The following is a 14,488-nucleotide window of genomic DNA, read 5'->3' as shown; positions in this document are numbered from 1 at the left end:
GTCCCTTCCCAACTATTAGAATCAATAACCATCAACTAATATTTGATCTGTGGGAAATCCGCCATATCCCCTTTATCTGCGATAACCTTTTGCGAGAGCCTTACCTATAATTCCAATTGATAATTGCATTCCATACCATGGGGGCTTGGTGTAAGTTCAAGTATCGGTGGAGAGGATCGAAGGTGAAGGCTACGATGGAACCTTTGCCCACAGGAACGTGGAAGATAGCGCCGTGACCGATGATTTCCTGTTCGTTGCGCACCATGCCAGATACTACGTAGGCCGGATTTTTAGTGGAAGGTTTTTCTTCTTTCTCTACTTTTTCTACTGTTGGCATACCCAAAATCGGTCCTTCATAAGGCACCTCATCTTTCAATTGCCCATAGCCGTACTGGGCAATCATGTAGTCTCGATTATACTTATCCGTTTGTAAAAGCGGTCCATTCCCTCTAAACAAATCAAAGTCTTCGGGATAGCCATATAATATTGGATGGGTACTTTTTCGGGCCTTGCCTCGCACGATGGAACCAGGATGAAACAAACTCGGTGTACTCACAGCTGACAATTCGGAAATCAAACCTGCTTCTGCCAAGATTGCGGCACTATTTTCCAAGGCAATAACCATACCCCCTTCTTCCACAAACTTTTTCAACTGTTCCATCCCCAGAAAACCAGGACCTCCCGTCATATCTGCCGTGCTGGATGGAAATCCATGAGATGGAAATTCAGCAGTCTTTGTATAGGGCATAGGACCATATTTGCTGTCTACCCCATGAATGAAGTTTTTGGCAGTTCCCCTTACTCTAGGAATCAAAATCACGTCGTACTTGGAGCGGAGATTTCCTGCTTTCAGTGCGTCTTTGTCTATACTGGTATACGGGATTTTATTGGTATCAAAGGTGTAACGGGACCAACCTTCATCTTGGGTATTGAACCATGTATGATAAATGGCTATTCTCGGTAGTTGAACATCTCGTAAAGCCGCTCTCATAATCGTCAAAGGCTCGGGAACCAAGTCAATCCCGAATTCTTTCGCTACTTGCTCTGCTAAGGAACGGTTGATTTTTCGCACGAGGATGGTTCCAGCTGGATAAAGTTCTCCTTTGATCTCTGTACTATTCGAGAGTACAAAAAGCTCTGCATTACGATTTTTGGATTTGATCGCATAGAGCGCTGGCAGAACATTCGCTTGTGCATGATAGGGAATCAAGTAACTGCTTCCATCACCTTGCGCTTTCCCTTCATACCTAACCCCTTCAGCCACTCGAGTCAATTCGCTCATTTGGAGATTCAACTCCTGATGCGTTTCCACTTCCACTCCATACAAATTAGGCAAAGTCCAAGCAATGGCATCATAGGGAGGGAATTTGGCATCCTTTGGGTAGGCCGTAGGAGTCATCAGAGAAACCAATAAATTTCTATAGGGCTGTTCGGTTAGCGCAATGTAATGCGTGTCATTTTCATGCACTTCGATTCCTTGAGCAATCAATTGATTGGCTAAGTAGGCCGCCATACTCGGATCACGCTGAGCTTTGGCTATTGAAAAAGCTTTTGGACCTTCGTTTTTCCCTTTCTGCAAGCTGTTGTAGCCTTTTTTATAAAAATTCTCTAACAATAACTTGCTATTGGTTGCTGCATAGGATAAGGAAGCAATCACTCCCACTTGGGTATAATTGATATTATTTCTAAAAGACCACAAGACTTGAGGCGTCGCTGGATCTGGCCTGTACCATTCCTTCGAAGTAGCCAAATCTCCTGCATATCTGGATGTTGACAAATCTCTCAGATAGGTGTCGGCCCCTGCATTTCCATAGGTTTCATAAAAACGCCCATTGGAATTGTGATTATTGGCCACCCAAATTCCATAACCTGGCCACCAACCATCGTAAAAGGCCCAAGTAAAGGCACCTGGCATACCCTGAGCAGCAACTGCTGCCACATCATGGTTACCCATGACCTGCCATTCACTTTGAGTAATAGGATCTACGTAGTCATTGTACGGCCCTGTACCTGTGGAGATGTATAACAAAGGCACTGACTCATGCAGGTCCAACATGACGGTTGGATGAAACTCGAAAAAGCCCTTGAAAATACTTTTAGTGATGGCTTGAGAGATCTGCAAACCATCCCGGTTGTTATCATGAAAGACATATTTTCCCCAGTAAGGTGTAGAGCGCGGAAACCCATCATCAAACTTATCTCTGCCTTTGGTATATCTATAGTACCAATCCACCTGCTTATCCCAACCATCCGGTTCCATGATTGGGTTGATGACGGTGATGATATTTTCCCGGATCTGACGGATTTCATCTTCTGGGGAAGTCACTAAGCGGTAAGCTAATTCCATCATCATTTCAGGCGAGCCCATTTCCGTAGCATGCATCCCCCCTGAAACGTAATAGATGGGTTTACTATCTAGGATGATTGTCTTTGCTTGTTCTGGACTGGTGATCCGTGCATCTGCCAATCGGGCTGTTTGAGCTTTGTAGTGCTCCAATTTTCCAATGCTAGCTTCATCTGCAATCACTACCAGATAAAACGATCTCCCCTCTTCTGATTTCCCCATTTCTTGCATATGAACCATGGCCGAAGTCTCTGCGAGTTTCTTATAATACCCAAAAATCTCCTCCGAACGGTGGACATGACCTTCTGCCCCAATGATATGACCAAAATGCTTTAAGGGAGATGGAATGGTCGGATGATCCACCACATTCAAGAGTTTCTCCGGTAGAAATCGTGCATCGGTCGTGAAATCTTTGATGAGCTGATTGTACGTCTGATCGAGTTGCTGAGCAAAAAGCGAGGTATGAAGACAAAAAATAAAGGCAAGGGAAAGTATTTTTCGTAGCATAGGAACTGACTTTGTTGATGATGTCAGGAAAGTACAAAAAATAATCAGTGCTAAAAAACGAATTTTCTTAAAAGGTCTCTCGCAGATACAACTGATTTGGCGGATTTCACACAGATAACAATTATTAAAAAATTGATCTGCGGTAAATCTGTTATATCTGCTCGATCTGCGAGAGACCTGATCTATCTGAATTTATTCAATACATCTATAAATGCTTGAATATCTTCCTCCGTATTGAAAAGATGTAAAGAAACACGAATACCCTCCCCTCGGACGGAAACGTATATTTTGGCTTCTTCCAAGGATTTTAGAAGGTCCGTTCGGGCTATTCCTTGGGGCAATCCGATTGCAAATAGGTGTTTGGCACGATAAGTTTCCTCCTCTACCCAAAAGCCATTGGCTTTACAGAAGGAAATCAAGGGCTTGGCTAACTCCTCCACATAAGCCGTAATCATTTCAGGAGTCCATTCCAGCAATTGGATAAGTGCTGCTTCAAGCATGGGCATCAGATTGAAACTGCTAAATTCACCCATATTGAATCGTCCTGCTCCTTCAGAGTATTCCGAAGTGTAATGGGTAAGAGCGGCAAAATTCTCGGCATTGGCACGATTCATCCAAGACTCTTCCATAGGCTTTCCTTCATTAAATTTTGAGGAATAGTATGCCAAACCAATGGCATAGGGCCCCATCAGCCATTTATACCCCGCACAGACTAAAGCGTCAATCCTGCATTTTTTTACATCAATAGGCATGGCACCCACGGATTGTGTTCCGTCGACAATTAAATAACAAGTATGCTTTTGGCAAGCCTCCCCTATTTTTTCCAAATCAAAAATAGTCCCATCCGCCCAATGAATGGTTGAGATAACTATAGCCGTACACGTATCATCAATAGCATCCAAAATTTGCTGATTCCAAAGAGCACCTTTTCCCACATGAACCTCAGGTGCAGACACAACTTCTAACGACTGTCCATGCTCCTTACACCAGCGCTCAGCTGTGTAATACCCACTTGGAAATTCATCCGATACAACCAAAACCTTACTTCCCTGATCGTTTGGTAGATTTGAAACTGCCGTCATCATTCCATAGGATGCAGATGGAATAATGGCTACTTGTTGGGCAGTACCATTGACCAACTGAGCAAACAAAGATTTTACCCGAGCCGTCTCGGTAAAAAAATCAATGGGTTTGATTTGTGTTGGATTTCTCTTTTTTACTAAGGCGCTCATACCTGCCTCTTCCACTGATATAAGCAAGGGTGACATGTAGGCAGCATTGAGGTAATGGATATCCTCGGGTAATTGGAAAAGGTGTTTGTAGTCCTTCATAGAGTTGGATGAATCTTCTTCTTCATCAAACATAAAAACAAGCAAGGGAATTTTCTCAAAAAGGGGTGAAAAAAGCTATCTAGCATAAGTGAAAAGTGTACTTGCTAGATAGCTTTACGACTCTTTCATCAAGGAAACTTCACACTGAGCATCAAGAAAAAATTTCTACCAGGCGCAAACAAAGGTCTTCTGTCTGCTCCTATAGGTCTATTGAGATGCTCATAATACGTTTGATTGAATAGATTTTGTGCTCCCATTTTCAAGGAAAGTTGGGATGTGAGGGTATAGGATGCGTCCACATCCACCAAGGTAAATCCTGGTGTACTCATTTCACTAAATATGGTTGAAACCCTATCTTGCGCAAGAACATGCCTTAATCGGAAAGCCGTATGTAATTTTTGATTGAAATGATTGCCTTGCAAAGAATAGCGAGCATCCAAAGGGGCTATTTCAGGCAGGGCTTCTCCCACTACCAAATTTTGGCCATAGGTATAAGCAAATGCTATTTGTTGCTGAAAACCAAATCCTATCAGTTGATTAAATGCTACCTCTAAACCTGTTTTAAAAGCCCTGTCTATGTTTACAAATTGCCTAACGCCTGGAGCAGTCGCAATTCTTGGTGTAAGGTTTGTTTTTTCCGCAGTAATAAAATCTGTCAAATAGGCAGCAAAGGCACTGAGTTCAATCTGTATTTTTCCCTCCTGATAGCCAAGAACGAAATCTACCTGATTATTGGTTTCAGCTCTTAAATTTGGATTCCCAACCATCTCGTAGGGGTCAAGCCCCACGGGAAAGTAATTGATAAATCGTTCAGTTAAGCTCCCACTTCTTTGTACACTTGCCATCCAAATGCTAGCATTCCACTGCCCATTGATATCTTTTTTGACACCCAAAGAAACTCCAGGATTCAGCTGTGTAACTTCACTTGCTGGATTGACAACTTCAAATTCTAGTACCGTATCTTTGGCCTTCGCATGATTTACATCCAGTCTTCCTGCAAGTGAAACAAGGTAGTCACCAAGAGGCAAGTGATAGCTCATAAATCCACCAAATTTTTCAATAGTTGAATTCTGCCAAGCGTTATCAAATACAACTCTTCCTGCCATGGGACCCACTAAAAACTCACGCTCCCGTATCCCTTGAGCCGATTCTGAACGAAAGTCAATACCTGCATACATTCGGGCATTTCCTATTTTCCAAAGCCCCTCTGTTCTACCTCCAAAATTTTCGGTAGTAGCGGGCACTCGGGCATTGCTCATACGAGGAGTTAGATCTCTGAGCAAATTATCCATTAAATGATCTACCTTAGATAAGTAAACAGATGATGTCAGTGAAAGTAAATTTCTGTTTTGAAAGGTTCGGGTATGCTTGAGAGATCCCATCCATGTATCGTCCGTCCTTAGATCCATGGCCAAAGAAGGAAAGTCCACATCCCTGGCAAAATTTCTATTGAGGGTCATTTGAATTAAATCCCGTTTACTTACACTAAAGTCTCCGTACAACCCAATTGTCCCTCTTCGAAAATTAGCTGGTACCCTTGTACCCGATCCGTCTACGTAGTCTGTCCCTGTAGACCAAGATCCCAAAATACCAACATCGTGATTCTCGCCAGAAAAGCCTACTCTTCCCTCATTCCTCCATATATTTCCATTACTTTCGTACATACTGGAATATCGGCCATATACGCCGTTGGGAGAAGAGAAATTAGGGTCTTCTTGTACAAAATTTATGGTACCACCAAGGCCAATACCATATCGCAGGGCATGTGGGCCCTTGAGGATTTCAACCTGCTTAATCCGATTCAATGCAATCTGGGAAGTAGGTGGGTCCATGCGATTGGGACAGGCAGCTATAGCGGACTGAAGACCGTCTATAACGATATTCAATTGTTCGTATTTAAATCCTCTCATGACGGGATCAAAGGCAAATGACCCACTTTTTCGAATCCCGTTGACTACGGGGTTTTGATTTAAAATAGCCCCTGCATCGTGGTGCAAACGCTCTTGATCAGAAATCATGATCCGCTGATCTTTTTCATCCGTTTGCTTCAGTGAAATTACCGTAACAGGCTGTAAATGGAATGATTGCTCCGTCCGATAAACTATACCAAGTCTAATTGCCTCTTGAAGTTCGGTCGCATCAAAGGTCCATTTTCCGTACAATACATGGCTGAAATGGATAGACGCTCCTACCTGAATTTGAATAGTGATTTTTCCGAATTCATCTGAAATGCCGGATTGATCGGCATAATGATAAGTCAATCCTATGATAGGGTCTAGTGTTTGGCGATCAAGTAGCTGGATCGTCTGGGCTTGAGAAGATATGCCTGCTACCCAAAACAAAAGGATAAGCAGATATATATACATTTTAAATATAGGCGAATTCATAAGCGAAAGTTTGAATTTGAAGAGTAAGGTTTGGACAAAATCGATCCTTGCTAACTCTCAAAGGAGTAGCTATCGGGTTATTTGTCAAGACACATGTGGATTTTTTAAAAAAAATCAGGCAATGGGAGGATGAAAAAAGTCAAGAAAAACTCCTTGAGATTGATTGGCTGGTACGAATAAACATTTGGACTGCTCAACTACCTTCCTTTCAGTCGAATAAACCTGAATAGCAGGTGTCGATAGATACAGCAGTTGCACCTCTTCTTGAATATGTGCCTTCTTGGTGTCTTCATGATCTTTTGCTTTGTCCAAGCGCTTATCCAATTCACACAATCCATCACACTCCAAAGTAGGCTGTTCCTTGTTTTCACAAAAAGCATCTGCAATAGCTTCCCTATTCATGTAAAAATGGGTCTGAATCAAAGAATAACTCATTCCTGAAGCAAGCAAGAGCAGTGAAAGGACTATATAGGTAAGGGATTTCAGCATGTGCTATAAAGTTGCAAATTTAGATTTCATTCCTTGGAATAATGTGACCAAGGTCACGGTTAAGGCTTTTTTTAATGGAAAGCTTCATGGGAAAAATAAAAGCAGGTATTGAAATCATTTTCATAGTGATGAATAGAACATGAATTTCCATAAGTTTTTGCCTTGGTTTTCTATCCTGTTGCCTTTACTTTGTAAGCAAGTTCTAATTTCAATAATGGTAGCTATTGCCTCTTCATTCTTGTTTCTTATTTATCGATTTTAAATAAATGGTCAACATAACCCATAAATCCCCCACCCTCCGAAAAGCCATCGCTCAGGCCATTGTCAAGGTAAGTTCTCAAGCCACTATTGAGGCCATCCTAGAAAAAAAAGTCCCCAAAGGAGATGTATTTGAAATGGCAAAAGTGGCAGGCTTATTTGCAGCCAAGAGAACTGCTGACATGATTCCGGATTGCCATCCACTACCCATAGAATTTACAGCTATCAGCTATGAAATCAAGGAAATGGAGGTCTATGTATATGTAGAAATTCACACCATTTACAAAACAGGGGTAGAAGTGGAAGCCATGCATGCAGCATCGGTCGTAGCTTTGACCATGTATGATATGCTTAAGCCTATTGATAAACAGATTAGCATAGAGCAGATCAAACTGGTGGAGAAAAAAGGTGGTAAAACAGATTATTCAAAAGACAAGAATACTGACTTAAAAGCAGCTGTAATTGTATGTTCCGATTCTATTGCAGCAGGCAAAAAAGAAGATAGAGCAGGCATGGCTATCATTCAAAAATTAGAGCAATCGGCTGTTCACATTCATCAATACTTAGTCATTCCCGATGAAGTGGAACAGATACAAAACCAATTGAAGAAATTCCTTGCTGAAAAAGTTGATATGGTCATCTTCACAGGTGGTACAGGACTTTCCCCACGGGATGTCACACCCGAAGCCATCAGGCCATTATTGGAAAAAGAAGTTCCTGGTGTAGAAGAGGCCATTCGCTCTTACGGTCAGCAAAGAACTCCCTACTCCATGCTTTCACGGTCAGTGGCTGGATTGATTGGAAACACCTTAGTGCTTGCGCTACCTGGTTCTACCAAAGGGGCAGAAGAATCCATGGACGCCATTTTTCCTGCTATTCTCCATATTTTCAAAGTGATGGAAGGACCTAGATTTACCCATTGAAAGCATTGGTGATCAGAGTGCAGTGAGTTGCATTCTTTTAGGGATTCTTAGGGAGTACAAAAGAAAAATTGCGCTCTGCCGAAAGCATGTAGACAGGGATACTATTACCAATAGTAACGGCCATGCAGGTATTTTAGAAAAAAGACTTCTAATAGATGGAAAAATGTTTATTGATTGAAGGTAAAGAACCAAACCGTGGGTACGGTTTGGTTCTTTTATTGATTCAACACGAATAGGTCTTCAATTTCAGATTAAGCTATCGTAGGCACCAATCCCCTTACCTCATCCTCTAAAGCTTGCAATTGTGCCTTGAAGCTACTCATCACTTCCTCTGTATCCATACTCCATTGATTGGCTAGTTCTTTGTAGTAATTCACACCATCCAACAGATTACTCTTAAACTTTTCGAGGTAGCTGGTGTATTTGGCTGTTTGCTCAGGTAAAGTCTTCTCCATTTCTTTTTGAAGATGCTGCACATACAGCTGCAATTCTTTGATAAATACATGCGGACGCTCTGGGTCAAGTGGCAATTGCAATTTTCCATAGATATGGCCTACCATTTCCTTCAAGCTGTAAATTCCTTTAAAATAAGCCAAATTAGGACCAGGGCAAATAGTTACCGCTTTCAAGTTTCGAGCAGGCACTTCTCCCGCGTGTAAGATAGCTGGAGCACTCAAACCTTCACACAGGCAATCCTTTTCCAATACTTCAGTCACTTCCTGTTGAGAAACTTCTCCCGCTTGGAATTGCTTCAATTTCAAGTGCTGATATTCGCGGGAAGCAGTACAAATAGGCTTTGCTGAATATTCTGTACTAAATGCCAAAAACTTCTTGTAACATGGACTTCCTGCTCTGTTTTTTTCAATCCTTGCTTTCCGCTGATCTTCCCCCGTGCTTGTTCTTAGGTTATTGAAAGGCACTCCTAGAGGAGAAGCATGACTTAGATAAAAGTCTGATTTTTTAGCGTCGATAATTCGCTGAAGTGTTTCATCATCTACACTAGTAGCCTCAGGAACCAATAGGAAAGGACTTCCCCAGCCAGTACCGTCCAATTCATAGTGATTCAATAAAAACTCTTTTTCCTCTGCATTTCCCAAGCCACCTTGGTAGGTAATTTTGAGCGTAGTATCATCTGTGATTAAAGAAAGGCCTTTACTTAAAAGTACCTGATTACATCCTTCTCGTAATAAATCAGCAAGGGATTGTTTGTTAGCTTTGAACTCCTCCAAGATTGGACCTGCCAAAATCCCGTCTGTGGCAAATGCATGCCCCCCACAATTTAAACCAGATTCAATTCTAAATTCACTAACCCAAATCCCTTTTTTGGCTAAAAAACGCCCTTGAATCATGGCCGAGCGGTAATCTGAAACTTTCAGTATCACTCCTTTGGCAATATTTCCAGCTTTGTCTGGGAAAAAATCTTCAAATTCTTCCAAGTAGCTGTATAGTGCAGGGTTTAAGCCTGCGGAAAACACAACATTTCCTCTCACCTTACTTTTGGCAAAACCTCTCAAAGCAGCCAAAGCATCAGAATATTCCCGTGGAAGAGCCTCTCCTGTCTTGGTTCGGTTGATTTTATCCACCTTTGTCATGATATTGACATCAATGTTCCCGGCTTGAATGAATGTTCTCAATTGCGCTTGTAAAGACAATCGCACCTCTCCATTGGCTTCCAACATTTGCCGGTACACAACTGCATAGGCATGATTGCTTGGCAATAATTCAAAAAAATCATGAATGCTTGTAGACGACTCAAAGTCCTCTCCACGTAACTGCTCCACTTGTTGGTCTACCAAATCTTGTAGAAGGTCCAAATAAGCTGCTACCCGTTTGGCTCGATGATCTTGCTCGCTTTCCAAAATAGGAATGTAAGGAACCGCATATTTTCGTGAATAAATTCGTCGCATTTCCTCCAGTAGTTGATCATCAACTATGGAAACGACTGATGTAATTCCGAATTTGGCTACTTTCAAAGGAGAGTCAATAGTAAATCCCAATCCCATAACCGGGATATGAAACTGATGCAAAGCGTTATTCATGGCACTGATTGATTGTAAGGTATTAAAAACACATTTACAAAGGAGAGATTTATCTCCGAGATAAAAGATGATATTCATCAGGCTTTTGAAAAAGTTTTCTTTTTTACACAAACGGACAGCAATTCAATCAAATTGTCCGAAATCGTGCATTCTTAAAGTAAAAAGTCCCTTTGTACGCTACCCACAATCATTTAGTAATCATGGCACTGAATTTGGACTTGTAATTAAAAAAACTCCGTTAATGCTGACATTTCTCCTGTGGTTAATCCTCTGCATCCTTTGCTGGCCAATTGCTCTGCTAGCGTTGATTCTTTACCCCTTGGTTTGGTTGCTTTTGCTCCCCTTCCGCTTGTTGGGGTTTGCGGTAAACCTATCGTTGAGTTTTATCCAGAATTTGGTACTACTGCCATTTCGGTTGGTCAGGTAATCAATTCACAGCTATAAAAATCTGCTGAAACAGAGCCTCCACTTCTTGCCTGACTACACGGGCATCCAATTGATTATTCTGTAAATGCCGTGACATCACTTCCATAGAAGCCAAAGGAATCACCCCATTGGTTTGATAGAGGGTATACCTAGTTAAAGTGCGATGTTCGGGTTCAGGTATCAGTCCCGGCGAACCAGCGAAAGGTGCTGCCATAGCTTCCCGATGTTGCAATTGAGCTCCTAGGCCTGAATTTCGGGAAGGTTTCCTGCTGACTACCTGCATATCCAAAAAATAACTTACCCCCAAGTTATCGTGCAATCGCTGTATGTTCCGCTCCAAAGAAAAGTCATTGATCTGCGCTGCTTTTAAATCAAAATCATGTTCGTCAATATCCAAAATATCCTGAAACCCCCTCATCCGAACTCCTGTAATCATGGATTCTCTGACAGCTTTAAAATCTGTCGGAGATAAATTTTGCGGAAAACTCAACATAATGGACTCTTGGATCCTGAGGTCTATGAATGGTTGAACATCCACCTTATTCAAAGCTAAAATCTGACCTCTTGGACTACAAGAAACCAAACTAACCAGTACAATCCATATTCCTACATACTTCATAAGTCTTCGATTATGATACACAAACATACTTATATACCGCCCATTCTCCATAGGCTACAAAATAAATTCGCATCCATCATTAAACTTTTCTAATTTCCCCAAGTCAAACGTTTGAATGTTGTCAATAACTGATTTAGACCTTTTAAAGCTAATACAAGACCCTTCCACCAAGGAAAAAGGGTTTCGCTTACTTATTGAAACCTATCAGAGACGTGTCTATGGGATAGCCCGTAAAATGGTTTTAATCCACGAAGATGCGGATGATATTACCCAAAACACATTCATCAAAGCATTCAGGAATATTCATAAATTCCAACATAACTCCAGTTTGTTCACTTGGTTGTACAGAATTGCTGTCAATGAAAGTCTAACTTTCTTAGAAAGTAAAAAAAAGCGATTTTTTTTTCCTGTAGAAGATCATTTGGAGGTATTGGAAAACTATCTGGACCAATCGACTGCTATATCTGCCGACGAAATTACTTTGAAACTCCAAAAAGCCCTGCTTAAAATCCCTGAAAAACAGCGATTGGTGTTCAATTTAAAATATTATGAAGACCTTAGCTATGAAGAGATTTCAAAAATCACCGACACTTCCGTAGGTGCTTTAAAGGCTTCTTATCATCATGCCGTAAAAAAAATTGAATCAATTCTGACAAATGAATAAACCTCAAGCCATTTTCAGAGTCTAATAATCAAATTATGTTACCAAAACAACCACATACCAATTTTCATCGAGCCCCAGAGGGTTACTTCGATCAATTGCCAGATAAAATTTTCCAGCGAAGAAAACAATCTGCCACAAAAGTGAGAAGCCTTTGGTTAGCTGCTAGCTTAAGCGCCGCCATGGTACTTATGGGGATTTTCTTTTGGAATCAATCGGAATTACCATCAGATCAGCTAAAAAATAACCTATCCGCTGAAATCAATTTCTACATCAACGCTGGATATTGGGAAGCAGAGGACATTCTCAACCTTAGTGATAACCCTAATCAATTGTTAGATGATTTAATTGCCAGTGAATGGGATTTCATGGATTATTCCGATGATGATGATGATGAGTTGGATGAATTTTGGTTTTAATTGATACTACTATGAAAATCGCCCCATACTTACTACTAACTTCCTTTTTCATCCTGATGAGTTTAGATGGGTTTGCTCAACGCCAAGAGCAACGCAGCTATGACCGTGAAAAATTGGAATCAGCTAGAATTGCATTTATCACCAATCGATTGGATCTCAGACCCGAGCAAGCAGAAAAATTCTGGCCATTATTCAATCAATACAATGAGCAACGATCTGCCATCATGGAAACATTGGTTTCGCTGAATCGAACTTCTATGGATAATATGTCAGATGCTCAGGCAAAAGACATTATTCAAAAAAGACTCAACCATCAACAAAAGATGCTGGATTTGGAAGTAACCTTTATGGAATCCATCACCAAAGTCATCAGCCCCAAGCAAGCGGTCCAACTCAGTGGAGTCAACAGAGAATTTACTAGACAAATCTACCGCAGTCAACAAGGTGGCGGCGGTGGTAGGAGAAATTAATCAAATTTAAAGCCCTATTCCACTTCCCAGTACATCAGACGCTGTACTTTACCATCAAGGGTAATAACTTCTACAGTTCGTAAAGGCTCCCAGTCTCCTATGGGGTATTGATGAGAAATAATTCTGGAGCCTTTGGGCATAGCCTGAATCTTTGGTAGTAATTTTTCATTGATATCGGGAAATAGATAGATAATCAAGATACTCGCCTGATTAAAGTCAAATGCAAAAAGATCTCCTTGGTAAAACTTGACTAAATCGTCAACTCTAGCTTCTTTGGCCAAGGAATCTGCCAATTGGACGAGTTCAGAATCGATTTCTACTCCTAAACTTTTGATGCCAAACCGTTTGGACGCAGCAATGGGAATCCTCCCATCTCCCGAACCCAAATCCAATAATACATCCCCCTCCTGAATACCCGCCAATTCAAACATTACCTGCATGACTTCTTCTGAGGTGGTCACAAAAGGCACGATATCACCTACAGTAGTTTGAGCCAATGCCGTACCAAAACACAAATACAACAACCAACCGATGAAGCCACGACTTTTCATACTTACAAATATAGAAGATTTTGAAGCGTGAAATCCCTGCCAAAATCTGGGTAATTGGGGTATTTTCGCTATTTTTGCGCGATTCAATTGAAATAAACCCAGAATTTTTGTGATGAGAAATATAAAATTGGTAGAAGTACGCTCTGAAATTGCCGCCGGTACTCGTGGTGCCAGTATGGGCATTGATGCCCTGAAAATTGCAAGTTTGGACAAAACATCCGACTTCTTTACAAAGTTTGAGCCTGTTCATGTACAGGATGCCAATAACTTTCTATTCAAAGGAAATAAGTATCCCCATGCCAAATACATCGACGGGGTATATCATGTATTGAAAAATGTGTACAGCACCATCGAGACCTTACGGTTAGAGAAAATGTTTCCCATCATTTTGGCGGGAGACCATTCCACCGCGGCAGGCACGATTATGGGCATCAAAGCTGCTCATCCAGAAAAACGCTTAGGTGTCATCTGGATTGACGCGCATGCGGACTTACACACTCCTTTTACAACTCCTTCAGGGAATATGCACGGAATGCCATTAGCTATGTGTATTCAGACAGACAACTTAGCCTGTCAAGTCAATGAACCATCGGAAGACACTTTGCTATTTTGGAACAAAATCAAAGTTATCGGAGGGGATTTCCCTAAAGTAAAACCAAAAGATATTGTTTTTATATCTGTCAGGGACACAGAGGAACCCGAAGATTATCTGATTGAAAAATATGGCATCAAAAACTTCCAAACGGAAGAAGTAAGAACAAAAGGCGTCACACAAATAGCTCAAGAAGCTTTGGAATTATTAAAGGATTGTGACCAAATCTACATCTCTTTTGATGTGGATAGCCTAGACTCTTCTATATCTGTGGGTACTGGAACTCCCGTTCCTAATGGTCTTACAGTAGAAGAAGCGCTCCATCTAAATGCAGAATTGATCAAAGATAAGCGGGTCTGTTGTTGGGAAATTGTGGAAGTTAACCCAACTTTGGACACTGAAAACCTGATGGCTGAAAATGCATTTGACATTTTGGAAGCCACCACCAAGTCACTCGTCGAACACTTTTAAA

12 protein-coding genes are annotated in these 14,488 nt (G+C 41.3%); 5 read left to right on the top strand and 7 right to left on the bottom strand.

The window, feature by feature from the left end; all coding sequences use genetic code 11:
* Positions 1 to 100: 100 nt before the first annotated feature.
* The 4 genes from ACXIUD_RS15120 to ACXIUD_RS15105 all read right to left on the bottom strand — a co-directional run bounded on the left by ACXIUD_RS15120 (position 101) and on the right by ACXIUD_RS15105 (position 7,058).
* The gene (locus ACXIUD_RS15120; RefSeq protein WP_458053480.1) at positions 101 to 2,851 is read right to left on the bottom strand and encodes a M14 family zinc carboxypeptidase; all 2,751 of its coding nucleotides are present in this window, start codon (positions 2,849 to 2,851) and stop codon (positions 101 to 103) included.
* Positions 2,852 to 3,033: 182 nt separating this feature from the next.
* Positions 3,034 to 4,215: an aminotransferase class V-fold PLP-dependent enzyme gene (locus ACXIUD_RS15115; protein WP_458053479.1), complete on the bottom strand. Its 1,182-nt coding sequence runs from the start codon at positions 4,213 to 4,215 to the stop codon at positions 3,034 to 3,036.
* Positions 4,216 to 4,310: 95 nt separating this feature from the next.
* Positions 4,311 to 6,569: a TonB-dependent receptor domain-containing protein gene (locus tag ACXIUD_RS15110; protein WP_458053478.1), complete on the bottom strand. Its 2,259-nt coding sequence runs from the start codon at positions 6,567 to 6,569 to the stop codon at positions 4,311 to 4,313.
* Positions 6,570 to 6,683: 114 nt separating this feature from the next.
* Entirely contained in the window at positions 6,684 to 7,058 is a 375-nt protein-coding gene (locus ACXIUD_RS15105; protein WP_458053477.1) for a hypothetical protein, read from the bottom strand.
* 266 nt (positions 7,059 to 7,324) lie between these two features.
* Between ACXIUD_RS15105 and moaCB the strand changes: the two genes are divergently transcribed.
* Complete coding sequence (moaCB, locus tag ACXIUD_RS15100; RefSeq protein ID WP_458053476.1) at positions 7,325 to 8,239, top strand: bifunctional molybdenum cofactor biosynthesis protein MoaC/MoaB; 915 nt, start codon at positions 7,325 to 7,327, stop codon at positions 8,237 to 8,239.
* 251 nt (positions 8,240 to 8,490) lie between these two features.
* Here the strand turns inward: moaCB and ACXIUD_RS15095 are convergent, their stop codons facing one another.
* On the bottom strand, positions 8,491 to 10,278 hold the full coding sequence (locus ACXIUD_RS15095) for a hypothetical protein (RefSeq protein WP_458053475.1): 1,788 nt from the start codon (positions 10,276 to 10,278) through the stop codon (positions 8,491 to 8,493).
* 427 nt (positions 10,279 to 10,705) lie between these two features.
* Positions 10,706 to 11,323 (bottom strand): hypothetical protein, encoded by a 618-nt coding sequence (locus ACXIUD_RS15090; protein ID WP_458053474.1) that lies wholly within the window; start codon positions 11,321 to 11,323, stop codon positions 10,706 to 10,708.
* Between the two features lie 115 nt (positions 11,324 to 11,438).
* Here ACXIUD_RS15090 and ACXIUD_RS15085 point away from each other — a divergent pair, with 115 nt between their 5' ends.
* The 3 genes from ACXIUD_RS15085 to ACXIUD_RS15075 are packed head-to-tail and all read left to right on the top strand — an operon-like array spanning position 11,439 to position 12,873.
* Positions 11,439 to 11,987 (top strand): RNA polymerase sigma factor, encoded by a 549-nt coding sequence (locus tag ACXIUD_RS15085; RefSeq protein WP_458053473.1) that lies wholly within the window; start codon positions 11,439 to 11,441, stop codon positions 11,985 to 11,987.
* Positions 11,988 to 12,022: 35 nt separating this feature from the next.
* Entirely contained in the window at positions 12,023 to 12,403 is a 381-nt protein-coding gene (locus tag ACXIUD_RS15080; RefSeq protein WP_458053472.1) for a hypothetical protein, read from the top strand.
* Between the two features lie 11 nt (positions 12,404 to 12,414).
* Positions 12,415 to 12,873, top strand: coding sequence for a Spy/CpxP family protein refolding chaperone (locus ACXIUD_RS15075; protein ID WP_458053471.1), 459 nt, complete (start codon positions 12,415 to 12,417; stop codon positions 12,871 to 12,873).
* A 14-nt stretch (positions 12,874 to 12,887) separates the two neighbouring features.
* Here the strand turns inward: ACXIUD_RS15075 and ACXIUD_RS15070 are convergent, their stop codons facing one another.
* The gene (locus ACXIUD_RS15070; RefSeq protein WP_458053470.1) at positions 12,888 to 13,424 is read right to left on the bottom strand and encodes an SAM-dependent methyltransferase; all 537 of its coding nucleotides are present in this window, start codon (positions 13,422 to 13,424) and stop codon (positions 12,888 to 12,890) included.
* Between the two features lie 112 nt (positions 13,425 to 13,536).
* On the opposite strand from ACXIUD_RS15070, the gene rocF reads away from it, so the two are divergent.
* Complete coding sequence (gene rocF / locus ACXIUD_RS15065; protein ID WP_458053469.1) at positions 13,537 to 14,487, top strand: arginase; 951 nt, start codon at positions 13,537 to 13,539, stop codon at positions 14,485 to 14,487.
* The last annotated feature ends 1 nt before the right edge of the window (position 14,488 follow it).

The sequence above is a fragment of the Mongoliitalea sp. genome, from assembly GCF_054166905.1.
The sequence above is the reverse complement of the archived record's forward strand: the minus strand, read 5'-3'. Positions and strand labels throughout refer to the sequence as shown.